Origin of the sequence: Shimia sp. R11_0, from assembly GCF_017744035.1 — a bacterium.
Taxonomy (GTDB): Bacteria; Pseudomonadota; Alphaproteobacteria; order Rhodobacterales; family Rhodobacteraceae; genus Shimia; species Shimia marina.
In genome coordinates this window covers 112,977-139,359 of sequence record NZ_JAGHQY010000007.1, presented here as the reverse complement: position 1 = coordinate 139,359, position 26,383 = coordinate 112,977, and the positions used below count along the sequence as shown (strand labels likewise).

The window sequence follows — 26,383 nt, the reverse complement described above, 5'->3', positions numbered from 1 at the left end:
CGGAACCATCCTTACGTGCGGGTGCGGGCGCGACTTGACGCGCCCCACCCGTGACCCAACGGAAGTTCCCAGGAGGACGACATGGCGAGCAACACAACTGACGCCGCAGGCCACGCAGCAGAGGCCGCCTCTGCATCGGGCATGCCACAGCTTGATTTCTCAAGCTGGGGTAACCAGATTTTCTGGCTCCTGATCACCCTCGTAGTGATCTACTTCGTCCTATCGCGCATCGCGCTGCCGCGCATTGCTGCGGTTCTGGCCGAGCGTCAGGGGACCATCACAAATGACATCGCCGCAGCCGAAGAGCTGAAGGCGAAGGCCGTGGAAGCGGAAGAGGCTTACAACAAAGCCCTTGCGGATGCCAAAGCCGAAGCAGCGCGTATCGTTGCGGAGACCAAGGCAGAAATCCAGGCTGATCTGAATGCGGCCACCGAAAAGGCCGATGCAGAAATCGCTGCTAAGGCGGCTGAATCGGAGAAGGCGATTGCCGAAATCCGTGCCGGTGCGCTGGAAAGCATCAAAGATGTGGCCAACGCCACCACAGCAGAATTGGTTTCCACCTTGGGTGGCAAAGCTGAAGATGCAGATGTGGCCAAAGCCGTAGACGCGCAGATGAAGGGCTGAGAGATATGCGGAAACTGACCACAGTTGCAGCTGTCATGGCGCTGAGCGCCACTCCGGCGCTGGCCGCAAGCGGCCCGTTCTTCTCGCTGCGCAACACCGACTTCATCGTGACTTTGGGTTTCATCCTGTTTGTTGCGATCCTGCTGTACTTCAAAGTGCCGTCCATCATTGGCAATATGCTGGACAAGCGCGCAGATGACATCAAATCCGAGCTGGACGAAGCCCGCGCGCTGCGCGAGGAAGCCCAGACAGTTCTGGCGTCTTATGAGCGTAAGCAGAAAGAAGTTCAGGAACAGGCAGAGCGCATTGTTGCGCAGGCTAAGGCAGAAGCCGAAGCCGCTGCTGAGCAGGCGAAAGTGGATCTGAAAAACTCCATCGCCCGCCGTCTGTCTGCTGCTGAAGATCAAATCGCTTCTGCTGAAGCCGCTGCCGTTAAGGAAGTGCGCGACCAAGCAGTGGTTGTTGCGATCAATGCGGCACGTCAGGTGATCGCAGGCCAAATGACGGCCGCTGATGCGAATAAGCTGATTGATGCGGGCATTGCGGAAGTGGATGCCAAGCTGCACTAAGCTGTATTTGACATGAGATTGAAGAAACCCGGTTCAAATTGAGCCGGGTTTTTTCGTTTCTTGCCTCCTTGATGCCGCAATGTCCTGAATATCTGGCATTTCATTTCGACTCATGGTGACGAGGAGCGGTTTGATGCGTATGGTTTCAATCTGCCTGATGGCAACAGTCATGCTGGGATTGTCCAGCTGTGGTGGCACGACAAAAGTGTCGAGCAAATCCGTAAATTTGGAGCCTGGTGAGGTGTTTTGGGCCAAAAACCAATTGGCCGAACAAACCGCGCGCCCGGGCGAGGCGCGGTTTGAGAGCTTCGAAGTGCTTGAACTCAGCAACGGAGATCGCGTGTATTGCGGCCGCATGCAGGCTGTCAGCGACAGCGGCATTTCGGCGGGCTATGTGCCCTTTTATATGCGCCGCAGCGGCGGTGCTGTGAAAGCTCTGAACTGGTCAGAAAACAGCGCGGATTTCTCTGCCAAGAAATGTGAGGACGCCCGAAATGGCGCCCTGCGGATCAACAAGGTTTAAGCTGCCCCAAGCAGCCTAGCGCACCGGATCAAAACGCGCGTCTGTCAAACGACAGTCGCGTACAGCATCCTGTCCGCAGGGCACAGGGGATAGATCCTTGCTCAGGCAGATACGCGCTTCTTGGATAAACCCATCGCGGCAGGTGATGGTCACCATATCCGGCTCAAGCGCGGGATTGGCTTTGAGAAAGGCCGCCTCGACAACAGCCGCAGGCAGCGTGACGGTGTCTTCCAGCTTGCGGAAAACCGGCGGGCGCGCGACGCTTTCATAGGCTTTGCGAGCAGTTTCATAATAGGTTTCGCCAGAAAGGCCAGAACAGGTACCGTGTTTCTTCCACTGATACCAAGCGAGCCCTGATGTGCCCATGATGTCGGCCATGGCATTGGTCAGGTGACGTGGCGGATTGCGCTCTGTCGTGGGACAGTAGGCAGGCCAGCCGCGGTGAAACTGTGGCCATAGCCCATGCATCACCCAGCCATGGTCTTCCTTTGGGTCACATTGCGGGCTGTGTTTTGCATCGCCTTCCAGAGCACACCAATTCGGAGACCAGCTGAGCGCCAAAACGTAATAGTCAAACTCACCTGCTTTTTCACCATCTGCCATGAGGGCGGAGGCAGAGAGTGTCAGTACAAGGCAGGTGGCCTTTAGTATTTTCAGGATCACTGGCTGTCTCCTGTTGCGGCCGTGGGTGGTTCAAAGCCTGACTGAGCGTAGAGTTTTGCAATCTCCGCATCCAGCTCCTGTTGGCTCATTTTGCCGGATTGAACACGCGGTGCGAATATTTCACGTAACAGGTCGGCACTTTCTCTGATTTCCTGCAGTTTGGCTTGCCGGTCAACATCATGGCGTATGTCTGCCAAGGTTTGCGGCAGATTGCTGGAGGTGGCAATGGCCTGTTGATGTTCGGTACTAGGGTTGGAACAGTTCTTGAGCCAGAGCGTGCGGGCAGTCTCTTGTGATGGGTCTGCGCCTGCTTCTTCCAGAAGTGTTAAAATCTCAGGGTATGGCTTACGCGCTTCATAGTAGGGCTGTGTGACCATGAAGGGCACCAGCTGGAAAGGGTTCTCTGACGTGGGGTGGCAGGCTCTCAGGTTGATCCTGCTGCGAGTAGAGCGAGATCATAGGCATCTGCGCCCTCTGGGTTTTTGTGTTCAATGCTGGCCGTCACACTGGCATTTTCCAACAGCGCCCGGACGATTGGCAGATAGCCTGCGCTGGCTGCGAGCATCAGCGGAGTGCGGCCTTTGGCATCCTGCGCCACGAGGGTTTCAGGAGATTGGCCTTCCAGGTGTTTAAGGGCGGTGAGCGCCCTCTCTTCCAGTGTGCGCCATTGTTCTGGCGTGCCACCGCTACGCTCGGACAGACGATAGATGTCTTTTGAGAGGGTTGTGATGACCTGATGGGCATCGGAAGGCGGCGTTGCGGGGGCGGCTGTTTCTGAAGCCACAGCGCATGTGGCGACATTTCCTGTTAAAATCGCAGCGCAGATCAATAACCGCATTCACTCTTTCCTTTTTTGCTTGGGCGAACTATATCCCGATCAAGTTCCCAGACAACGGAAACCCGCACCAGACCATCGGTGCCGTCTGACGAAAGTCAGACGACGGGACAAATGTATGCTGTGTGGGAAAGATATTTGTAAGGAGTAGATGACATGGCTAAGCTGCTGCACCCGAAGGCCACCGCCGTTTGGCTGGTGGACAACACCACGATCAGCTTCAAGCAGATTGCGGATTTTGTTGGCATGCATGAGTTGGAAATTCAGGGCATTGCAGATGGCGATGTGGCGACCGGCGTGAAGGGCTTTGACCCTGTAGCTAACAATCAGTTGGTTCAGGAAGAAATCACCTCTGCGGAGAACAACCCACTGCATAAGCTGCGTCTGAAATTCAATGCGGCGGCTTCCGGAGAAGAGAAGCGTCGTGGCCCACGGTACACGCCACTATCTAAACGTCAGGATCGCCCGGCGTCTATCCTTTGGCTGGTTAAATTTCACCCGGAGCTGTCTGATGGGCAGATTGGCAAGCTTGTAGGGACAACCAAACCGACCATTCAGGCGATCCGCGAACGTACCCATTGGAACATTGCCAATATTCAACCGATTGATCCGGTAGCACTGGGGCTTTGTAAGCAATCAGAGCTGGATGCTGCGGTTCAGAAAGCGGCTGCGAAGAAGGCTGCTGAAGGTGGCATCATGTCTGATGACGAACGCCGTAAGCTTGTGTCGACCGAGCAATCTCTGGAAATGGAAGCAGAACCCAAAATTCCATCCGCGATCGAAGGTCTTGAGACATTCTCTCTGGCCGATGATGATGATGAGGATGATCTGGACACCCGCTCGGATGATGCCTTTGCGGATGCTGATAGCTTCTTCAACCTACCAGGCGGCGATGAAGACGAACAGCCCCGCTGAGGTGGGTCTGAAGATCTATGGAAATGGGCGCCTGTCACCGGGTGCCCTTTTTTTATGGTGCGGAGTATATGGCACAAAGCCAGCGATGGCAGGACGCCTGCACCCTGTGAAACATAAGCGGTGCGGCGGGTATACCCTTGGGGGCAACTGCTGCTGTCGGTGACCCGCCGCTTGGCTGACGTCAGAGCGTTTTGCGCGCGGAAAGGGCGGCAGAAATCGTGCCTTCATCCAGATAATCCAGTTCACCACCCACGGGGACGCCCTGCGCCAGCGAGGTCAGAGTCACCTGATCCTCCAGCTGATCTGCGATATAGTGCGCTGTTGTTTGTCCATCCACAGTGGCATTGAGGGCCAAAATGACTTCGGTGATGCCCTCACTGGTGACGCGGTCAATCAAGCGGGGGATGGAGAGATCTTCGGGGCCGACACCGTCCAGTGCGGAGAGCGTGCCGCCCAAGACATGGTAGCGGCCATCAAAGACTTCTGCGCGCTCCATAGCCCAGAGATCAGAGACGTCTTCCACAACGCAAAGCACGCCGGTGGCGCGCTTCTCTGAATTGCAGATGTCGCAGATATCAGAGGTGCTCACATTGCCGCAGTTGAGACATTCTCGGGCCGTCACGGCCACTTCCTGCATGGCGTCAGCCAGAGGGGTGAGCAAAAGCGCGCGCTTGCGGATCAAGTGGAGCACGGCGCGCCTTGCGGAGCGGGGGCCAAGCCCGGGCAGCTTGGCCATCATTTCAATCAGCGCATCAATTTCGGAACTGCTCATGTCCGGGCCTTTTCTGACAACCCTTTTCTTAGGGTATAGCAAGGCCCAATCTGAAACACACGCGCCTTTGCTGCGATCCTTTAGAAGGGCAGCTTCATGTCTGCTGGCAGACCAAGCTCAGAGGTGATTTTGCCAAGCTCTTCCTGTGCGCGATCATTGGCTTTGCTCTGGGCATCTTTGATGGCGGCCAGGATCAGGTCTTCGACCACTTCTTTGTCGTCGCCGTTAAAGATCGATGGGTCGATGTCGAGCGCTTTCAGCTCGCCTTTGGCAGAGGCGGTGGCCTTGACCAGACCTGCACCGCTTTCGCCCACCACCATGATGTTATGCAGTTCATCCTGCATCTCGGTCATCTTGGTTTGCATTTGCTGGGCTTTTTTCATCATGCCGGCCATATCGCCGAGATTGCCTAGACCTTTGAGCATTGGCTGTCTCCTAGAAACTTTGTTTGAGGTGTAGATACGGATGAAGTGTCCGCGTCACAAGGGGGGGGCATGTTTCGTAAGATGCTGGAAGGCGTTCTCGTGACGGTCTGTGACCGTAAGGTCTAAACTATTGTGTGTCCGTGGGCAGATGGCTTGTCGCACCAGAAACGATCCACTGGATCGTTTCTGAGACGGTGCTCACTCCTCAAACGGATCCCATTCATCCTCAACTTCGGGCAGCGCTTCTGCCAAGGCTTCATTGGCCAGCTCGCGACGGGATTTGATGTCGGTGATTTTGGCCTTGGGAAAGGCACTCAGCACCGCTTGCACCAGCGGGTGTGCCGAAGCCTCGGCGCGCATCTGATTTTTGGCAGCATCGCGAATTTCAGCGACGGAGGGTGCGCCGCCTTCGTTGACCAAAATGATGGCCCAGCGTGCCCCTGTCCAGCGTTGCAGCTGGCTGCCGAGCCGCTGTGCAAGATCATTGGGTGCACCGGGGGCGGGTTCAAATTCGATACGACCGGGCTGATAGGAGGCCAGTCGGACATACTCTTCCACATGCACACGCAGCACCCCATCGCGGCGCGTGCGGATCAGTTCGAGGACATGTTCGAATGTGGCATATTTGGCCAAGGCCGCATCATTTTGCACGGCCAATGCCGTCGCTGCACCGCCGCTTGCACGCCCCTGCGCCGTTGGGGCGCCATGCATCGGGCCGGAGCCTCCGCCCATGGGGCCGCCTTGCGCATTGGTAGACCCCGGCCCTGTGCCACCGGCGTAGCCTCCGCCACCGCCATTGGGGGGTGTTGGGGGCGGTGGCGTGTCTTGCAGTTTGCGCAGCAGTTCTTCTGGGCTTGGCAGGTCCGCCACATGGGTCAGGCGAATGATCGCCATTTCAGCGGCCATCATCGCGTTGGGCGCTGCGGCCACCTCTTCCAGTGCTTTGAGCAACATTTGCCACATGCGAGTCAGTACGCGCATCGGCAATTCATTGGCCATGGTTTGACCGCGTGCGCGCTCATCGGGGCCAACTGTGGGATCTTCTGCGGCCTCGGGCGTGATTTTCACAACGGACACCCAATGGGTGATCTCTGCAAGATCGCGCAGCACAGCCATCGGGTCTGCACCATCTGCGTATTGCGCGGCGATTTCATTGAGGGCGTTGCCTGCGTCGCCACGCAGAATCATGTCGAAGAGATCCAGTACGCGGCCGCGGTCTGCAAGCCCGAGCATCGCACGCACCTGCTCGGCTGTTGTCTCTCCCGCGCCGTGGGAAATGGCCTGATCTAGCAGAGAGGTGGCATCCCGCGCAGAGCCTTCGGCGGCGCGGGTGATCAGCGCCAGCGCGTCTTCGGCAATCTCTGCCCCCTCAGAGGTGGCAATGCGGCGCAGCATGCCGATCATATCCTCCGGTTCGATTCGGCGCAGGTCAAACCGCTGACAGCGAGACAGCACGGTCACAGGAACTTTGCGGATCTCAGTGGTCGCAAAGATGAATTTCACATGGGCGGGCGGCTCTTCCAATGTTTTGAGCAGCGCGTTGAACGCGCTGGTGGAGAGCATATGCACCTCATCAATGATGTAGATTTTATAGCGCGCCGAGGCCGCGCGATAATGGACCGAATCGATGATTTCACGGATGTCATTCACACCCGTGCGAGAGGCAGCGTCCATCTCCATGACATCGACATGCCGGCCTTCCATGATGGCAACGCAATGTTCACATTGCCCGCAGGGGTCCGTGGTGGGCCCAGAGCCGCCATCCGGCCCGATACAGTTCATGCCTTTGGCAATAATCCGGGCGGTGGTGGTTTTGCCGGTGCCGCGAATGCCGGTCATGACAAAGGCTTGCGCAATGCGGTCCGCTTCAAAGGCATTTTTGAGCGTGCGCACCATGGCATCCTGCCCAACCAGATCCGCAAAGGTTTCTGGGCGGTATTTGCGCGCGAGAACCTGATAGGCGGTGTCGGGTGTATCGGTCATGTGAGTCCTGAAAATGCGGAGCCAATGAGATTCGGCTGGTCAGATGGAGTGGTCTGGCGCAGGTTAAGGGGGGTAAGGCGGCGCGTCCACCGGATAAGCGGCTGCGTGGCCTGATTGGCTTGGTGATGATTAGGAGGGGGATGGGTGGACGTAGAAGAAAACCTGGGACTGGAACTTTACGCATTGACTGTGGGAGGCGGCCAGCTGGCGTTGTCCCCTTTGCCCGGTGCCGGTGGGGGGCATGAGCATGATGTGGCTACGCTTCGTGCGTGGGGCGCTGACTTGGTCATTGGGGTGACGGAGGTGGGTGAAATGCAAGCCTTGGGGGCGGCTGCGTTACCGGATGCGCTTTCCGGGGCAGGGATGACATGGGTTCACTGGCCGATTCGGGATTTTGACGTTCCTGACCGCGCGCGAGAGAGGGAATGGCCGGCACTTCTTGAGCAGGTCAAAAAGGTGCTTGAGGCAGGTGGCAAAGTGCTCGTGCATTGTCGTGGCGGATGCGGCCGCTCAGGCATGGTTGTGCTGCGTTTGCTCTTGGGGATGGGGGAGCCTTTGGGGGAGGCGCTGTCGCGTCTGCGCGACTTGCGCCCCTGTGCCATTGAAACAGATGCGCAGATGGTCTGGGCAAGCGAGGGGCGTGTTGAGCGGGCTTAGCAACAAGCGCGTAAAATAAAAAAGACCGCAACGGGTGTTGCGGTCTTTTAAACAGATCGAAGCTGTTTGGCTTAGCCGCCAATTGTCTCCAGATACGCGATCAGGTTTGCGCGATCGGTTGCCTTTTTCAGGCCGGAGAAAGACATCTTGGTGCCCGGTGCGAATTTCTTCGGGTTGGTCAGGAAGCCGTCGAGGTTTTCTGGCGACCACGTGTCAGCGACGGCTTCCAGAGCGCCGGAGTAGTTAAAGCCAGCGACCGAATCCACCTGGCGATTCACCACGGCATAGAGGTGCGGGCCGGTGCCGTTCGCGCCATCATCCAACTTGTGGCAGGCCTTGCATTTGCCAAACACCTTGGCGCCTTTGTCGACGTCTGCACTGGCGAGCAGCTCTTCAAGAGTTGGGCCTTCGTCCACTTCAGCTGCGGCTTCATCGCCGCCTTCTACTTCAATCACATAGGCCTGCTTGGCTTCGCCGTGGCCGTGGCCAGAAGGTCCTGTGTGGTAAAGCGCTTCTGCGGCCCAGCCGCCCAGCATAAAAACCAGCAGGGTGCCGCAAAGGGCGCCCACTACTTTGGTGATTGTCATCGTGTCAAACATGCTACGTTTCCATCTCGTGGCGTTTGTCGGCTATCTATCCGCTTCCCCTAACAGAACGCAAGGTATAGTTACCGCGACGAAACGCCCCCCTAGCATAGAAGTTGCTAAAAAAACGACGAGTTTCGGGGGAACGAGGGACGGACATGATCAAGACGACCAATCGTATCGCATTTCAGGGAGAGGCCGGGGCCTATTCTCATGAAGCCTGTCAAAAAGCGCGTCCAGATATGGAGGCCATGCCCTGCCGCACATTTGAGGATGTGATTGCGGCAGTGAAGACCGGCGAAGCGGATCTCGCGATGCTGCCGATTGAAAATTCGACCTATGGGCGCGTGGCGGATATTCACCGCCTGCTCCCAGAAAGCGGATTGCACATTGTGGATGAGGCTTTCGTGCGCGTGCGCATCAGCCTTATGGGGCTGCCGGGCGTTTCCATTGATGAGATTGATACGGTGCGCGCTCATCTGGTGCTCTTGCCTCAGTCTGCGAGTTTTTTGAAATCACACGGCATGAAAGCCTTTTCTGCGGTGGACAGTGCCGGCGCTGCGAGAGAGCTGTCGGAAGGGCAAAAGCGTAACGAGGGGGTGCTTGCTTCTGAGTTGGCTGCAGAGATTTATGGCCTAGATGTCCTGGCACGTGATGTTGAGGACCATGGGCACAATACAACCCGCTTTCTCATTATGTCCCGCGAGCCAGACTATGCGCGCCGTGCGGATCGTAAAATGATGACAACGTTTGTGTTTGAAGTGCGCAACATCCCGGCGGCCCTTTATAAGGCCATGGGCGGTTTTGCGACGAATGGCATCAACATGACGAAGCTGGAAAGCTACATGGTGCGGGGCAGTTTCACGGCAACGCAGTTTTATGCCGATATTGAAGGCCATCCAGAGGACCGTGCCGTACAGTTGGCGATGGATGAATTGCGGTATTTCACAACCAACGTATCCATCATTGGTGTGTATCCGGCAGAACGAGACGGGTTGCGCTAAACGCTCCCGCTGGACTTCTAAATGTAAAAAGAGCGCCTTTGTCGGCGCCTTTTCTGTTGCAGAACATTGGCTTTAACCTGCGCTGGGGCGGTTTAGCTCATACGCGAATAGCGATCCTGAAGATCTTCGCGCAGAGCCGCAAGACGTTTGGACAGACGGGTGTTGAGGTTGCCCCGGGCCAATTTCAAAGATTGCAACAGAAGCCGTGCGGAGAGAGACTTAGCACGCATGCCGCTCCAGAACTGAATGCGCGTCTTGGTTCTTGAGAGTGCAACAAGTTCCACTTTGATATCGGTTTCGAGGCCTTGCAGCTTGGCCTGCATCCCAATTTCGTTGGGAGAATCAAAGCTGATAATTTCCAGCTGCATTTCGCGCGGTTTGCCCCGAAACTCAAAGGCGATATCCCATTTCGCACCCACGCCGGCTTTGGCCAGACTGTCCTGCCTTGTCACTTCGGCCCCCCGACGTAGGGCGGCACGCTCATAGACTTCCACATCGGTCAGCATTTCAAATGCTTGGTCGATGGGTACGTCGATGTCTTCTCTGCCTGTGAGTTCCATGGTGCCTCTGTTCAACTAAGGGTGTGGGGAAAATGCGTTTGATTGGCCGCTATAGTCGCGTCAATCCATCCTGTCTGCAAGCCAGTTTCGCAGGAGAAAATGCGCAATTGCGCCTTTGCGGGCAGGTTTTAGTTTTTTGTGCTGACCTGCAAAAACCTGAAGCATTTCCTCGCGACTGACCCAGAGGGCATCCTCAAGTTCGTTTGGGTCGACCGTAATCTCATCGGTTAAGGCTTCGCCTTTGCAGCCAAACATCAACGATGACGGGAAGGGCCAAGGTTGGCTGGCCAGATAGCTGACTGCTCCAACTTTGATACCAGCTTCTTCGACCACTTCGCGACGGACCGCAGCCTCGAGCGTTTCGCCCGGTTCCACAAAGCCGGCCAGAAGTGAGTACATGCCTTCTGGCCAGCCAGGAGACCTGCCCATAAGGACTTTGTTGCCACGCGTGACCAACATGATCACGACTGGATCCGTGCGCGGAAAGTGAGGGGTTTGACAGCTTGGGCAATTGCGTTGCCAGCCCGACATGGCCATGCGGCTTTCTGCGCCGCAAGCCGCGCAAAATCGATGTGATTTATGCCAGCCAAAGATGGCGCGCGCTGTTGCGGCAAGTTCTGCGTCACGTGCTGACAAACGGGTCATTATGCCGCGCAGCTCTAAGAAGAGATGGTCGTTGGGCAGAGCAGGGTGGTGTTGTTCAGACGGGTCAAAAAACTGCTGCAGGCTTCTGGTGTCCAAACCTTCCGGAGCCCAAGCTGAGACGTCTCTGGCAAAAACAGGATGACCTTCATCAGACAAGCCAAGAAAAATGGGGGGCACTTGCGGCGGTGGCAGGTCAGCGAAGAGGATGTGGTTCATTGGCAAGAGGACAAGCCTATCGTGATCTGTACCTGCGATGAGAGGCTTACCACGCCACAGGACAATCGTCCGACTGTTGATATCTGTGGCCAATTGATCGGCTGTGTCGCCGCGCAACTCTGCGGCGCGGTTCAGGCCCGATCCGCCAAAAGTGACTGTTTCTGCGTGTTTCATAGCTGTCTCCTGCTGCTCGAGACGTCGCATTTTCCCGTGTGAGCTGCAATCCTGACCTTGCCAGTATCGACAAAGGGTACCGTGAATTTATTGTGAGCTTTTGAGGGGTTTGTGGGATTACGGTTTCTTTCGTAGTCAAGATGCGTAACAGTCTCTGCGGTTCGGGGCGGGTTCATCGAGCGGTCAACTCAAGTGACGAAAAGGAAGGCATGTGCCCGGACAGAATGACGATCCTGTGGATGTACGCCGTGTCCAGGTACGCGTGCTTGCAACCAGCGACATCCACGCAACGCTGTTAGATTATGACTACACAAAAGATCGCGCTACGGCTTTCGGATCTTTGGCGCGCGTGGCCTCGCGCGTCAAGGCGTTGCGCAGCCAGAGTGTTGCAACGCTGTTGTTTGACAACGGCGATTTTTTGCAGGGTGCTGCGATTGCAGATGGGGTTTCCGAAGACCGTGATCCAGTAAAAGTCTCCCCCGTCATTCAAGCGATGAACCACCTGAAATATGATGCGGTGGGGCTTGGAAATCACGAATTCAATATTCCGGCTTCTGAGTTGCGATCTGCATTGGGGCAAGCGCGTTTTCCTGTTCTTTGCGCCAATCTTCATGCCAGTGCCGCAGCAGGTCATGAGGTTTATGAGGGGCTATGGCATGCCACGAGCCTCTTGTCTCGGGACGTATCTGACCAGCTTGGTGAGACACACACTCTCAAAATCGGGGTTGTGTCCGTTTTACCACCGCAAGTGGTGGCTTGGGACAAGTTGCGCATTCAAGGGCGCCTGATTGCTGAAGACATGACATCTGCCGTTCGCAAAAATGTAGCGGATTTAAAAGAACGTGGTGCGGATGTCGTGGTGGCTTTGGCGCATACGGGGGTGTCCGAAGTGGATGGTCATGGCAGTGCTGAGAATGCGGGATTACGCATTGCAGGTGTTGATGGCGTGGATGCGGTGGTTTGTGGCCATGTCCATAGGGTGTTTCCCAGTGCCCAATATGGGATGTTTGATGAGGTCGATCCGCATGCCGGGACGCTGAATGGAACGCCAGCTGTGATGCCGGGAGCACATGGGTCGCATCTGGGGCAGATTGATTTGACACTACATCAGACACCTGATGGCTGGCGTGTGACTGGGTCGCAGGTTGATGTGCACGGGCTGAACGGTGATACAGAGATGCAGCCGGTCGAAGACCCACTTTTCCAAGCGGTGATTGCGAAAGCACACAAGGCCACATTGGCGCGCATGCGCCGGGGGGTCGGGGCGTTGCTGGAGCCTGCCACGAGCTATTTTGCAATGGTCAAAGATGACTGCGCTTCCCGGTTGGTTGCGGAAGCAAAGATCGCCTACGTGCAAGAAGCTTTGTCTGGCACACGTTTGAGTAGGGTGCCAATACTGGCTTCTGTCGCACCTCTGAAGTGTGGTGGCCGAGGCGGGCCTGCGCACTATGTCGATGTTGCAGCCGGTGAAGTGTCCGTCCGCGCGGTCTCTGATATGCAGCCCTATTCAAATCATATCAGTGTGGTTGAGGTCGCAGGGCGTGATGTTGTTGAGTGGCTTGAGAAGGCCTGCTCGCTCTACAATCAATTGCGCCCTGACGAAGATAGTCAGAGCCTTTTTGACAGTGATGCGGCGACTTACAACCGAGAGGCAATCTACGGATTGTCCTATACTGTAGATCTGTCCAAACCGGCCCGATATGCGTCTGATGGCAGTTTGATCAATCCGCAATCCAGGCGGATCTCCAACGTTTCTCTGAAGGGTATTCAGATTTCCCCTGATCAGGCGTTTTTACTGGTCACAAATGACTATCGCGGTGGCGGTGGCGGGAATTTTCTGTCGCTGGATCAGGCCAAAGAGATCGATGTGCCTCCAATACGCGTGCGAGATGTGCTGACCCGGCATATTGCAAGGACATCGGGACGTCAGGACCGTGCGCTTGAAACATGGCGTTTCAAACCTTTGGCACAGACCGCCGCCGTCTTTGAAACAGGACCTGGGGCTGCGGCCTATCTGGAGGATGCTGGGCTGCCGCTGGTGTTTCTTGGACCCGGCGAGAGGGGGTTTGACCGCTATCGCATGGATTTTGCTGCTTTGACCCAGCGCTGAGGTTTGATTGGCCCGCACGGGCAGGGCAGTCGATGCTTGCATCGCGGCGGCAGGCATCTTATATGCCCTCTTGAGAGGTTGGCGCGGGTAAGCGCCTCGCCAACCCGGTCAGATCCGGAAGGAAGCAGCCGTAACGAGCCCCGCTTGGGTCGTTGTCCAGCCTCTCACCCTGATAATTCCTCTGAAAATTGATGTTTTTCTGCCTGTGCGTTCCGTGTCCTGACGTCTGAGTTGGTGGCGTGTCACTGACAAGTTATGCAGGTTTCATCCAGTGGAAGGCATGGGCCGCAACAGGGAATCACGCCTTGTTGAGCCATTCGGTGCTTGAATGTTGCCGTGGCCCACTATTAGCTTGATGAGAAAGCAAAAAGGCCAAAGATTGGCTATAAGATGCAAGCTTAAGGGGAATGGAATGGCTCACTCGCGTGTCGCAACGATCAAAGAGGCTCCTCCGAAGACTCTGAATAAGTTTCTCGTTGCCGGGGCTGTGATGTTGGGGCTTTTAGCGAGCGCTTCTGGCTTGAAGGCGGAGGGGGATGGCGTCATCCGCAGCCACGGGTATTCCTTCTATGGGGATCTGAAATATCCGGCAGATTTTGAGCATTTTGACTATGTGAATCCTGATGCTCCCAAAGGTGGTGAAATTGCGCTCTGGGCACCTGGCACGTTTGATTCAATGAACCCTTACAGCCGCAAGGGGCGAGCTGGGCGCTACAGCTGGATGATGTATGAAAGTCTGCTGGGAGAGATGCCTGCAACCGGCGGCGCAGCACCTGCAGACACTTATGGTGAGGCCTATGGTCTGCTTGCGGAAAGTCTTGAGTATGACGAAGGCAAGACGTGGGTCATTTTCCACATGCGCAAGAACGCCAAGTTCTCTGATGGTACCCCCGTCACTGCCCATGACGTTTTGTTTAGCCACAATCTGCTTCTGGAGCAGGGGCTTCCTTCTTATGCGCAGGCGGTGAAAAAACGCATTCCCCGCGCCGAAGTGATCGATGACCACACCATCAAGTTCTATTTTACGGAAGGCATCTCTCGTCGGAGCCTGATTGATCAGGTTGGCGGTGTGCCTGTTTGGTCCAAAAACTGGTATGAAGAAACAGGTGCGCGATTAGATGAGCCCCGAATGCAGACATCACCCGGATCTGGCCCATATGTGATTGACAGTTACGATGTGAACCGTCGTATCGTTTATAAGCGCAACCCGGAGTATTGGGCCAAGGATCTGCCCATCAATGTGGGGCGGCATAACTTTGACAGCATTCGGATTGAGTATTTTGGCGATGCCTCCGCTGCTTTTGAAGCATTCAAAGCTGGGGAGTATACCTTCCGCGCGGAGACCAATTCCAAGCAATGGGCGACTGGCTATGATTTTCCAGCCGTTGAAAAAGGCGATGTGAAGACGGTTTCTCTGCCTGATGGAACGCCGCCAACGCCCAGTGGTTTTGTGTTCAACCTTGGACGCGAGACTTTGCAAGACCGCCGCGTGCGCGAAGCCATTTCCATGGCCTATAATTTTGAATGGGTGAATGAATCTCTGCAGTTTGGTCTGTTCAAGCAGCGCCACAGTTTTGTGCAAGGCGCACCTCATGAAGCTATGGGGCTGCCAGAGGGCGCTGAGCGCGCGCTGTTTGAGAGCCTTGGGGATCTGGTGCCAGACGCGGTGTTGAACGCGCCTGCGATCCGGGCGCATGAATCCAGTTCTGCGCGGGAAATTGATCGTCGAAATCTGCGCAAGGCCATGGGACTGCTGGATGAGGCAGGTTGGATCGTGGGGGACGATGGGTTGCGGCGCAATCAAAAGGGTGAAACCTTACAGATCGTGATCCCTTATTCTTCGTCAGATTCTGCAACCATGGGGGCTATTCTTGAGGTTTTTGTGCAAAACCTCGGGCGGATGGGTATCGATGCCAAGGCGGATAAGATTGATCCGGCGCAGTTCACACTGAAGCGACGTGAGCGCAGCTACGATATGATCTTCGGAAGCTATGCCAGCTTCCTTGGAACTGGCACAGGCTTGCTGCAGCGCTATGGGTCGGAAGAAGCCGCGATTTCGCTCTTTAATCCCGCAGGTTTGGCCAGTCCGCTTGTGGACAAGATCATAAATATTTCTCTTGAGGCGCAGTCTTCTGAGGAAGAAGCGACGGCACTTATGGCTCTGGATCGGGTTCTGCGTTATGAGCGGTTTATGATCCCGGTTTGGTTTAATGATGCCAGCTGGGTTGCGTATTACGATCAGTATGAATACCCGCAGGACCTGCCGCCATATGCCGTAGGTGTTCTCGATTTCTGGTGGTACAATGAAGAAAAAGCTGCCCGGCTGAAGGCCGAGGGTGCATTGAGGTAACGGCCGTATGGGCGCCTATATTCTCCGCAGGTTGCTGCTGATCATTCCGACCCTTCTCGGGATCATGATAATTAATTTCACTCTGGTACAGTTTGTGCCCGGTGGCCCTGTGGAGCAGGCCATTGCCCAGATTCAGGGGGAAGGGGACGTTTTTGAAGGCTTTTCCGGCACCGGTCAGGACGCCGGAGAACTTGATCAGAACAGTTTTACCGGTGGTGGCGAGAGTAAATATGCCGGTGCTGAAGGCCTCCCACCCGAGTTCATTGCGCAGCTTGAGAAAGAGTTTGGCTTTGACAAGCCGCCTCTTGAACGGTTCCTTTCGATGCTTGGCAACTACATGCGGCTGGATTTTGGGGAGAGCTATTTCCGCAAGATCACGGTGATTGATCTGGTGCTGGAGAAGATGCCGGTTTCGATCACGCTGGGCTTGTGGTCAACGCTCATCGCCTATTTGGTGTCGATCCCACTGGGCATTAAGAAAGCCGTACGGGATGGGACACCTTTTGATACCTGGACATCGGGTGCGATCATTGTTGCCTATGCCATTCCCGGCTTTCTGTTCGCGATCATGCTTCTGGTGCTTTTCGCCGGTGGATCTTACTGGAAGATCTTTCCGCTCAGGGGGCTGACCTCTGATAACTTTCAAGATCTGACGATGATGGGCAAGATTTTTGACTATATGTGGCACATCACATTGCCAGTAATCGCGTCGACGATTTCGGCTTTTGCCACGCTGACATTGCTGACGAAAAACAGCTTTCTGGATGAGATCAAGAAACACTATGTGATGACAGCACGGGCCAAGGGGCTGGCAGAGAGCCGGGTGCTTTATGGGCATGTCTTCCGTAATGCGATGTTGATTGTGATTGCCGGCTTCCCGGCCGTGTTCATTGGCGTGTTCTTTGGCGGGTCGGTGTTGATTGAGACGATCTTCTCGCTGGATGGGTTGGGGCGGCTTGGCTTTGAAGCGGCCGTGGCGCGGGATTATCCGGTGATCTTTGGCACGCTGTTTGTCTTTGGTTTGATCGGCCTTGTGGTCGGTATTCTGTCGGACCTGATGTATGTGCTGGTAGATCCACGCATTGATTTTGAGAAGAGGGAAGGCTGATGGCATTGTCCCCGCTCAACCAACGTCGTTGGAGCAATTTCAAACGCAACCGGCGTGCTTTCTGGTCGCTGATCATCTTTACCGTTGTGTTTGTGGTGTCGCTGTTCGCCGAGTTTATCGCCAATGACAAACCCATTCTGGTGAATTATCGAGGCGATTGGCGCACGCCGATTTTTACGTTTTATCCTGAGACCGCTTTTGGAGGCGATTTCAAAACGGAGGCAGATTACCGAGATCCCGTGGTGCAATGTTTGATCGCAACGGGCGGGGTTGAGGATTGTTTTGACACACCCGAAGATATCCTCTCAGAGGTGGACGCGGGCACCTATGCCGCGGAAGATTTTGAACCCGGCTGGGCGCTTTGGCCTCTGATTCCATATAGCTATGACACACCGGTAGATCGCGCGGGGGCGGCACCGCTGCCTCCCAACGGACAGAACTGGTTGGGCACGGATGATCGCAAGCGTGATGTGGTGGCGCGTGTGCTTTATGGCTTCCGTCTGTCGATCCTGTTTACTTTGATTGTCACCACGGCCGCGAGCCTGATTGGGGTTATTGCAGGCGCGGTTCAGGGGTATTTCGGCGGCTGGCTGGATCTGGTGTTTCAACGGGTGATCGAAATCTGGGGGGCGACGCCCAGCCTTTACATCATCATCATTATGTTTGCGATTTTGGGGCGCAGTTTCTGGCTGTTGGTTCTGCTGACTGTGTTGTTCAGCTGGACCGCGCTTGTTGGTGTCGTTCGGGCCGAGTTCCTGCGTGCGCGCAATCTTGAATATGTCCGTGCGGCCAAAGCGCTGGGCGTGAGCAATCGGGTGATCATGTTCCGCCACATGCTACCCAATGCTATGGTGGCCACGGTGACGATGCTGCCTTTCATTGTGACCGGCACAATCAGCACGCTGGCTGGCCTTGATTTTCTCGGCTTTGGTTTGCCCTCATCGGCCCCAAGCCTTGGGGAGTTGACGCTGCAGGCCAAGCAGAATTTGCAGGCGCCATGGCTTGGCTTCACGGCCTTCTTCACCTTCGCCATCATGCTGTCGTTGCTGGTGTTTATCTTTGAAGGCGTACGTGATGCCTTTGATCCAAGAAAGACCTTCTCATGAGTATTCTTGCCGTCAATGATCTGCGGGTGGCGTTCCGTCAGGATGGTCAGCGTCATGAGGCTGTGAAAGGGGTGAGTTTCTCTGTGGATCGGGGAGAGACTGTGGCGCTTGTAGGGGAGTCCGGGTCTGGCAAATCTGTTACGGCGCTTTCAACGGTCTCTCTCTTGCCGGGTAGTGCCGAAGTCTCTGGCTCTGTGACATATGATGGGCAGGAAATGGTCGGCGCGGCAGAGAAAGATCTGCGGCGTGTGCGCGGCAACGACATCAGCTTCATCTTTCAGGAGCCGATGACCTCGCTCAACCCACTCCACACCATTGAAAAGCAGTTGGGAGAGAGCCTCGCGCTGCACCAAGGGGTGACAGGGGATGCGGCCCGTGGGCGGATTTTGAACCTTCTGAATAAGGTTGGACTGCGCGATGCAGAGCAGCGTTTGACGGCCTATCCACATGAGCTTTCCGGGGGGCAGCGTCAGCGGGTCATGATCGCTATGGCACTTGCCAATAAACCAGACATTCTGATTGCGGATGAACCCACAACCGCGCTTGACGTTACTATTCAGGCGCAGATTTTGGACCTGCTGGCAGAGCTGAAAGCCAGCGAGGGCATGGGGCTTTTGTTTATCACCCATGACCTTGGGGTGGTGCGGCGGATTGCCGACAGAGTATGTGTGATGAAGAATGGCGAAATTGTTGAAGAGGGGCCGGTGGCTGAGATCTTTGACAAGCCAAAGCATCCCTACACGCAGCTTTTGCTCAGTGCGCAGGCCAGCGGCGCGCCGGATCCTGTTGCTGAGGCGGCAGAGGTCGTTACGGAAACAGAAAATCTGCGGGTTTGGTTCCCGATACAGCGAGGGCTGTTGAAGCGGACCGTGGGGCATGTGAAGGCCGTGAATGATGCCAGCCTGTCTGTGCGGGCAGGGGAAACTCTCGGCATTGTTGGTGAAAGTGGATCGGGCAAGACCACACTTGCCTTGGCGATCATGCGGTTGATCAGCAGCGAGGGCAAAATCGGATTTGTCGGCAACGATGTGCGACAGTGGAGCACGCGACAGCTGCGGGCCCTGCGCAAGGATATGCAGATTGTGTTTCAGGATCCGTTTGGCAGCCTGAGCCCGCGCATGACCTGTGAGCAGATTATTGCAGAAGGGCTGGGCGTGCATGGGAACCCTGACGGACGCGACAGCCGCACGTTGGTGGCGGAGGTCATGGAGGAAGTCGGTCTTGATCCGGCAAGCATGGACCGTTACCCGCATGAGTTTTCAGGAGGGCAACGCCAGCGTATCGCCATTGCGCGGGCGATGATCTTGCGCCCGAAACTTGTTGTGCTGGATGAGCCGACATCGGCGCTGGATATGACCGTGCAGGTGCAGATCGTCGATCTGTTGCGCAAGCTGCAGTCCAAATATGGGCTGGCCTATCTCTTTATCAGCCATGACCTGCATGTGGTGCGTGCTATGAGCCATAAGATCATGGTGATGAAAGCCGGAGATGTGGTGGAGCAGGGCTCTGTGGATGCGTTGTTTGGCAATCCGCAGACAGACTATACCCGCGCCCTTCTTGCGGCTGCGTCGTCCTAAGCGGTGCGCCGCGATTAAATCGCGGCGCTGTGTTGGGCTTTGCTCATATCGTAGTCATCAAAGGCACGGGCAACCATGCGCGTGAGTGGGCGCGCGGCAACGGGTATGACCAATGCGTTGCTTTCCAGTGCCAGTACGTTTGGAAATTGCGCCATGACGTTTGAGAACATCTCATTCAGTTGGGCGCGGGAGACGTCAAAGGTTTCCACGATCTCATCGGCATCCACACGGAAGTCGCACATCAGAGCCTCGATGATCCTGCCCCGCATGAGATCTTCTCCTGCGAAGCGGTGCCCTCTGGAGGTCGAAAAACGCCCTTCCCGGATTGCTGCAGTGTGCGCAGAGGTGGCCGGTGCGTTCTGGGCATAGCCTTGCGGGAAACGCGCAATTGAGGAGGCGCCGACTGCTAGCAGCACATCGGCCGTGTCATCTGTGTAGCCTTGGAAATTGCGCCGCAATGTGCCCGCACGCTGTGCAACAGACAGACCATCCGTCTTGGTCGCAAAGTGATCAATCCCGATTTCATCGTAATTGTCCCAGAGAAACAGATTGCGCGCTGCCTCAAAGAGGGCAAGCCGCTCCTGTGGTGTGGGCAGCGCATCTGAGGGAATCATCTGTTGCCGCTTTGCCATCCAAGGGACATGGGCGTATCCATATAGCGCCACGCGGTCGGGTGAGAGCGATAGCAGCTTTTGCACGCTTTCGGTGATCCGTTCCTGCGTTTGATGCGGCAACCCAAAGAGAATGTCGGCATTCACGCTTTGCACGCCGTGGGCGCGGATCATATCCACCGCGTCGCGTGTGATGTCATAGCCCTGAATGCGTCCGATGGTTTTTTGAATGTCGTCATCAAAATCCTGGACACCGATAGAGGCGCGGTTCATGCCAGCCTGCGCGAGAACAGACAGGCGCGCATCGTCAATCTCGTTGGGGTCAATCTCGACAGAGAACTCTCCGCCCTCTGCCAGAGGTGCAACCTCAAAGATGTTGGCGGCGAGATCTTCCATCATGTCGGGCGCAAGAAGGGTAGGCGTGCCGCCTCCCCAATGCAGTCGGGAAAGAGAAACGCCTTCTGGAAGGCTCTTCTTGAGCAGAGATAATTCTGCTTTGAGCGTCTCGACATAGGCCGCGACGGGCGAAAGTGTCGATGTGCCCTGCGTGCGGCAAGCGCAGAACCAGCAAAGTCGGCGACAAAATGGCACATGCACGTAAAGGGAGACTTGTGCTCCCCTCGGGATTGCCTCTATCCACCGCCGATAGGTATCTGGCGTGACGTCATTGTTGAAATGTGGGGCGGTTGGATAGCTAGTGTAGCGCGGCACCTTTGCGTCGAACAGTCCCAGCTTCGCCAATTGTTTTTCCGTTTCCATGGGCGTACACATAAAGATGAGTTACAAGTGCGCCTTTGACCCAGATCAAGTCGGTATGCGAGCCAGATCATGAATGAAATTTTGAACCTGTCCATTGGTTGTGAAAATTGCCCAATCCAGCACCGCGCCGTCTGTGCGCGCTGTGATGCGGATGAACTCGAGCAACTGGAAGCGATCAAATACTACAGGAGCTTTGAGGCCGGCCAAACCGTGATTTGGTCTGGTGATCGTATGGAGTTCGTCGGATCGGTGGTTTCAGGCATCGCTTCCCTGACGCAAACGATGGAAGATGGTCGGACGCAGATGGTTGGCCTCTTGTTGCCAAGCGACTTTGTTGGGCGCCCAGGGCGTGAGAGTGCGAGCTATGATGTGGTGGCGACGACAGATTTGGTCATGTGCTGCTTCCGCCGCAAACCCTTTGAAAAGATGATCAGCGAAACCCCTCATGTCGCTCAAAGACTGCTGGAGATGACGCTGGACGAATTGGATGCAGCACGTGAATGGATGCTGGTTCTGGGGCGCAAAACTGCGCGAGAAAAGATTGCGAGCCTATTGTCGATCATTGGTCGTCGCGATGCATCGCTGAAGCTTGAGGGTGTTTCAGGCAAGATGGTGTTCGACTTGCCGCTGACTCGTGAAGCCATGGCCGATTATCTCGGACTGACGCTTGAGACCGTGAGTCGCCAGATGTCAGCGCTCAAGCGCGATGGGGTGATTGAATTGGAAGGCAAACGTCATGTGACTGTGCCAAGCTTCCAGCGTCTTTTGGATGAAGCGGGTGATGACAGCGATGGCGGCCTGATGGCCTGAGGCTTAAGTATAGAGATCGGGTGATGAAAGGGCGCTCTTGAGCGCCCTTGTTTTTTGTGCACTCCTCAGTGCGCTAGGAAGACCGGGATGTTTGCCTGTTCCAGCATATTACGCGTGGCTCCGCCCAAAATCGCCTCGCGGAACCGCGAATGCCCATAAGCCCCCATCACGATCATATCGGTTTTTGTGTCGGTCGCGTGTCTTAGAAGCACGTCAGAGATCCGTGGCTGTGTTTTGGACAGTACGTCGACCTCAACGCGTACACCGTGGCGCGACAGGAATTGTGAAAGAAGACCGCCGGGGTCGGATCTGTTCGGCCCATGGGTCGGAGGGTCGATGACGACCACATGCACCACATCTGCCGCTTTCAGGAAGGGCAACGCTGCGCGGGTCGCGACTAAAGCTTCCGCACTTTCGTTCCATCCGATCGAGATTGTTTTGGGGGTGGTGATTGGGGCGGCAGCTTCGGGCACCATCAGAACAGGGGCTTGTCCCTCAAAAAGCGCGGCTTCCAAAGTGGGCTCCAGCTCGGTGCCCTGTGTTTTCCCGTAGGGTTTGGGGAGAATCACCAAATCGGCAAAACGCGCACGCGCTGCTACGTGACGTCCGAGGTCCGCGATCTGCGCAACGCCTGTATCACAGCCCCAACGAGTGTTTGTCACGCTCAATGCTTCTGTTGCAGTTTTCTGGATGGCCTCGGCTTCATCGCGTGCCCGCCGCAACATCTCTTGCATCAGCATCGCATCTGCGCCTGCGTAAAAATAGCCTGTTTGAGAGCGATCGACTCCCAGCGCCAGTACATCAAGGTGTGCATCTTGTGTCTCGGCCAGAGCGACACCCTGTGCAAGTGGCGCCTTTGCGAAGTCTGAGTCCGTGAGGACGCAAAGCAAAGATCTGTAGTCCATTGTCACCTACCCGTGATATTAAGAGATGTATTTTAGATACGACTTTGCTGATCTGATTGTAGTGCAAGCCGCCCGTCTGCCAGCCAATACAGCGGCATGGGTCTTTTCTTTCCTTGATGCAGATCAAGGCGGTTGTGTCGCGGCAAGATCAAAACACGATCAGTCTAAATCAGCTTAGGGCCTGCAAGAATCAGGTCCAGCAAGACGAAGGGACGCGAAATGGTAAATTACTTCAAGCTGATCGCGCTTGGTCTCATCACATTCTTTGCGATGATTGCGGCCAACTACGCGCGTGATTTGGCTTATATGGTACACGCCCTCCTAATCGCGGGCGTGTCCTTTGGGCTGTTTATTTGGGTTCTGCGGGGGGTTGGCACGAAAGTCGTGCATCCGCAGGACGAGTACATGGATGATGTGATCCGGTTCGGGGTCATTGCTACCGCCTTTTGGGGCGTTGTGGGCTTTCTGGCAGGCGTGTTTATCGCGTTTCAGCTAGCGTTTCCGGTGCTCAACTTTGACTGGGCGCAGGGCTATGCCAACTTTGGCCGCCTCCGCCCACTTCACACTTCCGCTGTGATTTTTGCCTTCGGCGGCAATGCACTTCTGGCGACGTCTTTCTATGTTGTGCAGCGCACCAGCGCGGCGCGTCTTTGGGGCGGCAATCTGGCTTGGTTCGTCTTTTGGGGCTATCAGCTTTTTATCGTTCTGGCAGCGACAGGCTACCTTTTGGGCGGTACCCAATCCAAAGAATACGCGGAGCCTGAATGGTACGTTGACCTCTGGTTGACGGTTGTCTGGGTTGCTTATCTGGCCGTGTTCCTTGGCACAGTCATCAAGCGTAAAGAGCCGCATATCTATGTGGCCAACTGGTTCTTCCTTGCGTTTATCGTGACTGTGGCGATGCTGCACTTGGTGAACAATATGACCATCCCTGTGTCGATCTTCGGGTCCAAATCTGTGATCGTCTGGGCCGGTGTGCAGGATGCCATGGTGCAATGGTGGTATGGCCACAATGCTGTGGGCTTCTTCCTGACCGCGGGCTTCTTGGGTATGATGTACTACTTCATTCCGAAGCAGGCCGAACGTCCGGTGTTCTCCTACAAGCTGTCGATCATCCACTTTTGGGCGCTGATCTTCCTGTATATCTGGGCGGGTCCCCACCACCTGCACTATACCGCTCTGCCTGACTGGGCTTCGACACTGGGTATGGTTTTCTCCATTGTTCTTTGGATGCCAAGCTGGGGTGGTATGATCAACGGTCTGATGACGCTGTCTGGCGCTTGGGACAAGCTGCGCACCGACCCGGTGATCCGTATGATGGTGATCTCTGTTGGTTTCTACGGCATGTCCACCTTCGAAGGACCGATGATGTCGATCCGCGCGGTGAACTCTTTGAGCCACTACACCGACTGGACCATTGGTCACGTGCACTCTGGTGCTCTCGGTTGGAACGGTATGATCACTTTCGGCGCGTTGTACTTCCTTGTGCCTGTGCTTTGGAAACGTGAGCGTCTGTATTCTCTGCAACTTGTCAGCTGGCACTTCTGGCTCGCGACTATCGGCATCGTCCTCTATGCGGCCTCTATGTGGGTGACCGGCATTATGGAAGGTCTGATGTGGCGTGAAGTGGATGCCAATGGCTTCCTGGTGAACAGCTTTGCCGACACTGTGGCAGCGAAGTTCCCGATGTATGTTGTGCGTGGCTTGGGCGGTGTTCTGTTCCTCGCTGGTTCCATCATCATGTGCTACAACCTGTGGATGACTGTGCGTAAGGCACCGGCCAAAGAGGCCAGCCTCACCGTCGCAGTCCCGGCTGAATAAGGAGGGCCGGCAGCTATGGCTATTCTCGATAAACATAAGATCCTCGAGACCAACGCGACCCTCTTGCTTGTATGCAGCTTCTTGGTTGTGACCATCGGTGGCATCGTGCAAATCGCTCCGCTTTTCTGGCTGGAAAACACAATCGAAGACGTGGAAGGAATGCGTCCCTACACGCCTTTGGAACTGGCAGGTCGTGAGATTTATATCCGCGAAGGCTGTTATGTGTGCCACAGTCAGATGATCCGTCCGATGCGCGATGAAGTTGAGCGGTACGGTCACTACTCTCTGGCGGCGGAGTCCAAATATGACCACCCGTTCCAGTGGGGCTCCAAGCGTACAGGGCCAGACCTTGCACGGGTTGGCGGACGCTACTCGGATGACTGGCATGTGGACCACCTGCGTGACCCTCAAGCGGTTGTGCCTGAATCTGTGATGCCAAAATATGGCTTCCTGGAGAACGCAAAGATTGACGGCAAGTACATCGGTGATCTGATGTCAACGCAGGCTCTGCTTGGTGTGCCATACACCGAGGAGATGGTGATCAATGCGCAGGCCGACTTTGCGGCGCAGGCAGATCCGGACAGCGACTATGACGGTCTTTTGGAGCGTTACGGAGAAGACAGCGTGATTGTGCGCAACTTCGACGGGCAGTCCTATCTGACGGAAGCAGATGCACTGATCGCTTATCTTCAAATGCTGGGTACTTTGGTTGATTTCTCGACCTTTACCCCAGTGGCATCTCGTTAAGGAGGGGAATTGATGGAAACCTATTCCTTACTGCGCGAGTTTGCGGACAGCTGGATGCTTTTGTTCCTGTTCCTGTTCTTCATGGCCATTGTGTTCTGGGTGTTTCGCCCAGGCGCAACCAAGGAGTACCGCGACACAGCCAACATCCCGTTCCGCCATGAAGATAAACCCGCCACGACTGAGGAGGCGCGGACATGAGCAAAGCACCAAAGAAGTTTGACAACGATCCGAGCACCACTGGTCACGAGTGGGACGGCATCGAAGAGTTCAACAATCCTTTGCCGCGTTGGTGGCTGTGGGTGTTCTACGCCACGATCATCTGGGGCATTGGTTACACTGTCGCCTATCCAGCATGGCCGGGCATCAGCAATGCCACCGCAGGTGTCATGGGGTGGTCTACACGGGCGATCATTGCCGCCGACATCAAGGAAGCCGAGGACAAGCTTGCGCCGATCAACGCAAAGCTGGAAGCGGCTGAATTGACAGAAATCGCATCTGATCCCGAATTGGGCCCTTATGCGGTGTCTGCTGGCTCTGCTGTCTTCAAAACCTGGTGTGCACAATGTCACGGTTCAGGGGCGGCGGGTGCCAAAGGCTATCCAAACCTTCTGGACAATGACTGGCTCTGGGGCGGTGACATCGAGGCGATTTATACAACGATCAGCCACGGCATTCGCAACGAAGATGACGACGATGCGCGTTATTCTGAAATGCCTGCCTTTGGTGAGCTTCTTGAAAAAGAAGAGATCGATCAGGTTGTGAATTTCGTTATGTCCTTGTCTGGTGAAGCTCCTGATCCGTCTTTGGTTGCTGCGGGCGCGGTCGTCTACGAAGACAACTGCTCTGCATGCCACATGGAAGATGGCACTGGTGACCGTGAACAAGGGGCGCCAAACCTTGTGGATGCGATCTGGCTCTATGGGGGAGACTACGACACTCTCAAAGAAACAGTCACCTACAGCCGCTATGGCGTGATGCCACCTTGGTCGCGTGACGCTTCGTCTGCGGGCCGCTTGACCGAGGCACAAGTACGGGCTGTGTCGGCCTATGTGCATCAGCTTGGTGGCGGCGAGTAACGCGCAAGTCCATTTTAAAGAAACAGCCGTCCCAGATGTTGGGGCGGCTTTTTCTTTGACCCAATGTACGGGTTTCTCGGAAAAACTGCACTTACTTGACCAAGATCAAGTTGGTTGAGATGCAAAGTTGCTAGTCTTTATCTAAGGACAGCGCGAAGCAATCGCCGCTGTCCGTTGCCTAGGTGCTTGTTCACCAAGGTATTGGGTGCCGGTCAGTCCGTCCTGTTCGCGCGTTTCCTGGAAGGATCGGCACC

At 55.7% G+C, this 26,383-nt stretch carries 27 protein-coding genes and 1 other RNA gene; 17 read left to right on the top strand and 11 right to left on the bottom strand.

From position 1 onward, the window contains the following. Positions 1-81 precede the first annotated feature (81 nt). The 3 genes from J7382_RS15165 to J7382_RS15155 all read left to right on the top strand — a co-directional run bounded on the left by J7382_RS15165 (position 82) and on the right by J7382_RS15155 (position 1,716). The gene (locus J7382_RS15165) at positions 82-624 is read left to right on the top strand and encodes a F0F1 ATP synthase subunit B' (RefSeq protein WP_209069869.1); all 543 of its coding nucleotides are present in this window, start codon (positions 82-84) and stop codon (positions 622-624) included. A 5-nt stretch (positions 625-629) separates the two neighbouring features. Beyond that, a complete protein-coding gene (locus J7382_RS15160; protein ID WP_209069868.1) occupies positions 630-1,193 on the top strand; it encodes a F0F1 ATP synthase subunit B in 564 nt (187 codons plus the stop codon). Between the two features lie 133 nt (positions 1,194-1,326). Beyond that, complete coding sequence (locus tag J7382_RS15155) at positions 1,327-1,716, top strand: hypothetical protein (protein ID WP_209069867.1); 390 nt, start codon at positions 1,327-1,329, stop codon at positions 1,714-1,716. Positions 1,717-1,731: 15 nt separating this feature from the next. Here the strand turns inward: J7382_RS15155 and J7382_RS15150 are convergent, their stop codons facing one another. From J7382_RS15150 to J7382_RS15140, 3 genes are read right to left on the bottom strand one after another with little or no spacing between them, the layout of a single operon-like run. Beyond that, complete coding sequence (locus J7382_RS15150; protein ID WP_209069938.1) at positions 1,732-2,319, bottom strand: ribonuclease T2; 588 nt, start codon at positions 2,317-2,319, stop codon at positions 1,732-1,734. A gap of 56 nt (positions 2,320-2,375) precedes the next feature. After that, a complete protein-coding gene (locus J7382_RS15145; RefSeq protein WP_209069866.1) occupies positions 2,376-2,756 on the bottom strand; it encodes a hypothetical protein in 381 nt (126 codons plus the stop codon). Positions 2,757-2,803: 47 nt separating this feature from the next. Further along, positions 2,804-3,217, bottom strand: coding sequence for an ankyrin repeat domain-containing protein (locus tag J7382_RS15140; RefSeq protein WP_209069865.1), 414 nt, complete (start codon positions 3,215-3,217; stop codon positions 2,804-2,806). Between the two features lie 153 nt (positions 3,218-3,370). Here J7382_RS15140 and J7382_RS15135 point away from each other — a divergent pair, with 153 nt between their 5' ends. Then, positions 3,371-4,129 carry a DUF1013 domain-containing protein gene (locus J7382_RS15135; RefSeq protein ID WP_209069864.1) on the top strand — a complete coding sequence of 253 codons (759 nt, stop codon included), beginning with the start codon at positions 3,371-3,373 and terminating at the stop codon, positions 4,127-4,129. A 181-nt stretch (positions 4,130-4,310) separates the two neighbouring features. Here J7382_RS15135 and recR read toward each other — a convergent pair whose 3' ends face one another. The 3 genes from recR to J7382_RS15120 all read right to left on the bottom strand — a co-directional run bounded on the left by recR (position 4,311) and on the right by J7382_RS15120 (position 7,309). Then, positions 4,311-4,901 carry a recombination mediator RecR gene (recR, locus tag J7382_RS15130; RefSeq protein WP_209069863.1) on the bottom strand — a complete coding sequence of 197 codons (591 nt, stop codon included), beginning with the start codon at positions 4,899-4,901 and terminating at the stop codon, positions 4,311-4,313. A gap of 80 nt (positions 4,902-4,981) precedes the next feature. Further along, positions 4,982-5,326 (bottom strand): YbaB/EbfC family nucleoid-associated protein, encoded by a 345-nt coding sequence (locus tag J7382_RS15125; RefSeq protein ID WP_058239619.1) that lies wholly within the window; start codon positions 5,324-5,326, stop codon positions 4,982-4,984. A gap of 198 nt (positions 5,327-5,524) precedes the next feature. Beyond that, positions 5,525-7,309: a DNA polymerase III subunit gamma/tau gene (locus tag J7382_RS15120; protein WP_209069862.1), complete on the bottom strand. Its 1,785-nt coding sequence runs from the start codon at positions 7,307-7,309 to the stop codon at positions 5,525-5,527. 144 nt (positions 7,310-7,453) lie between these two features. Between J7382_RS15120 and J7382_RS15115 the strand changes: the two genes are divergently transcribed. Further along, positions 7,454-7,966, top strand: a complete 513-nt coding sequence (locus tag J7382_RS15115; protein ID WP_348540039.1) for a dual specificity protein phosphatase family protein — start codon at positions 7,454-7,456, stop codon at positions 7,964-7,966. A gap of 71 nt (positions 7,967-8,037) precedes the next feature. Here the strand turns inward: J7382_RS15115 and J7382_RS15110 are convergent, their stop codons facing one another. Continuing rightward, positions 8,038-8,565, bottom strand: a complete 528-nt coding sequence (locus tag J7382_RS15110) for a cytochrome c family protein (protein ID WP_058239616.1) — start codon at positions 8,563-8,565, stop codon at positions 8,038-8,040. Positions 8,566-8,708: 143 nt separating this feature from the next. On the opposite strand from J7382_RS15110, the gene J7382_RS15105 reads away from it, so the two are divergent. Next, complete coding sequence (locus J7382_RS15105) at positions 8,709-9,554, top strand: prephenate dehydratase (RefSeq protein WP_058239615.1); 846 nt, start codon at positions 8,709-8,711, stop codon at positions 9,552-9,554. Positions 9,555-9,646: 92 nt separating this feature from the next. Here the strand turns inward: J7382_RS15105 and J7382_RS15100 are convergent, their stop codons facing one another. Together J7382_RS15100 and nudC are read right to left on the bottom strand one after the other, a co-directional pair. Continuing rightward, positions 9,647-10,114, bottom strand: coding sequence for a hypothetical protein (locus J7382_RS15100; protein ID WP_058239614.1), 468 nt, complete (start codon positions 10,112-10,114; stop codon positions 9,647-9,649). Between the two features lie 60 nt (positions 10,115-10,174). Continuing rightward, the gene (nudC, locus tag J7382_RS15095) at positions 10,175-11,149 is read right to left on the bottom strand and encodes an NAD(+) diphosphatase (protein ID WP_209069861.1); all 975 of its coding nucleotides are present in this window, start codon (positions 11,147-11,149) and stop codon (positions 10,175-10,177) included. A gap of 211 nt (positions 11,150-11,360) precedes the next feature. Between nudC and J7382_RS15090 the strand changes: the two genes are divergently transcribed. The 6 genes from J7382_RS15090 to J7382_RS15065 all read left to right on the top strand — a co-directional run bounded on the left by J7382_RS15090 (position 11,361) and on the right by J7382_RS15065 (position 19,400). Then, positions 11,361-13,259, top strand: a complete 1,899-nt coding sequence (locus tag J7382_RS15090; protein ID WP_209069860.1) for a bifunctional 2',3'-cyclic-nucleotide 2'-phosphodiesterase/3'-nucleotidase — start codon at positions 11,361-11,363, stop codon at positions 13,257-13,259. A 71-nt stretch (positions 13,260-13,330) separates the two neighbouring features. Next, an RNA gene (gene ffs, locus J7382_RS15085) (signal recognition particle sRNA small type) lies at positions 13,331-13,429 on the top strand. Between the two features lie 320 nt (positions 13,430-13,749). Continuing rightward, complete coding sequence (locus tag J7382_RS15080; RefSeq protein ID WP_247745047.1) at positions 13,750-15,609, top strand: extracellular solute-binding protein; 1,860 nt, start codon at positions 13,750-13,752, stop codon at positions 15,607-15,609. Between the two features lie 7 nt (positions 15,610-15,616). Further along, on the top strand, positions 15,617-16,717 hold the full coding sequence (locus tag J7382_RS15075; protein ID WP_209069858.1) for a microcin C ABC transporter permease YejB: 1,101 nt from the start codon (positions 15,617-15,619) through the stop codon (positions 16,715-16,717). After that, complete coding sequence (locus tag J7382_RS15070; RefSeq protein WP_209069857.1) at positions 16,717-17,823, top strand: ABC transporter permease; 1,107 nt, start codon at positions 16,717-16,719, stop codon at positions 17,821-17,823. Before J7382_RS15075 ends, J7382_RS15070 begins: the two co-directional genes overlap by 1 nt. Beyond that, positions 17,820-19,400: an ABC transporter ATP-binding protein gene (locus J7382_RS15065; RefSeq protein WP_209069856.1), complete on the top strand. Its 1,581-nt coding sequence runs from the start codon at positions 17,820-17,822 to the stop codon at positions 19,398-19,400. Before J7382_RS15070 ends, J7382_RS15065 begins: the two co-directional genes overlap by 4 nt. Before the next feature lie 14 nt (positions 19,401-19,414). Here J7382_RS15065 and hemN read toward each other — a convergent pair whose 3' ends face one another. After that, positions 19,415-20,770 carry an oxygen-independent coproporphyrinogen III oxidase gene (hemN, locus tag J7382_RS15060; RefSeq protein WP_209069855.1) on the bottom strand — a complete coding sequence of 452 codons (1,356 nt, stop codon included), beginning with the start codon at positions 20,768-20,770 and terminating at the stop codon, positions 19,415-19,417. 69 nt (positions 20,771-20,839) lie between these two features. Between hemN and J7382_RS15055 the strand changes: the two genes are divergently transcribed. Further along, positions 20,840-21,580 (top strand): transcriptional regulator FnrL, encoded by a 741-nt coding sequence (locus J7382_RS15055; RefSeq protein ID WP_209069854.1) that lies wholly within the window; start codon positions 20,840-20,842, stop codon positions 21,578-21,580. A gap of 65 nt (positions 21,581-21,645) precedes the next feature. Here the strand turns inward: J7382_RS15055 and J7382_RS15050 are convergent, their stop codons facing one another. Beyond that, entirely contained in the window at positions 21,646-22,485 is an 840-nt protein-coding gene (locus tag J7382_RS15050; protein ID WP_209069853.1) for a universal stress protein, read from the bottom strand. A gap of 219 nt (positions 22,486-22,704) precedes the next feature. Between J7382_RS15050 and ccoN the strand changes: the two genes are divergently transcribed. Genes ccoN through ccoP form a run of 4 tightly spaced genes read left to right on the top strand, consistent with a single transcriptional unit; the run spans position 22,705 to position 26,129 of the window. Then, positions 22,705-24,306 (top strand): cytochrome-c oxidase, cbb3-type subunit I, encoded by a 1,602-nt coding sequence (gene ccoN / locus J7382_RS15045; RefSeq protein ID WP_209069852.1) that lies wholly within the window; start codon positions 22,705-22,707, stop codon positions 24,304-24,306. Positions 24,307-24,321: 15 nt separating this feature from the next. Beyond that, complete coding sequence (ccoO, locus tag J7382_RS15040) at positions 24,322-25,053, top strand: cytochrome-c oxidase, cbb3-type subunit II (RefSeq protein WP_209069851.1); 732 nt, start codon at positions 24,322-24,324, stop codon at positions 25,051-25,053. Positions 25,054-25,065: 12 nt separating this feature from the next. Continuing rightward, entirely contained in the window at positions 25,066-25,251 is a 186-nt protein-coding gene (locus J7382_RS15035) for a cbb3-type cytochrome c oxidase subunit 3 (RefSeq protein WP_209069850.1), read from the top strand. Further along, complete coding sequence (gene ccoP / locus J7382_RS15030; RefSeq protein ID WP_209069849.1) at positions 25,248-26,129, top strand: cytochrome-c oxidase, cbb3-type subunit III; 882 nt, start codon at positions 25,248-25,250, stop codon at positions 26,127-26,129. The genes J7382_RS15035 and ccoP overlap by 4 nt, the downstream gene beginning before the upstream one ends. The last annotated feature ends 254 nt before the right edge of the window (positions 26,130-26,383 follow it).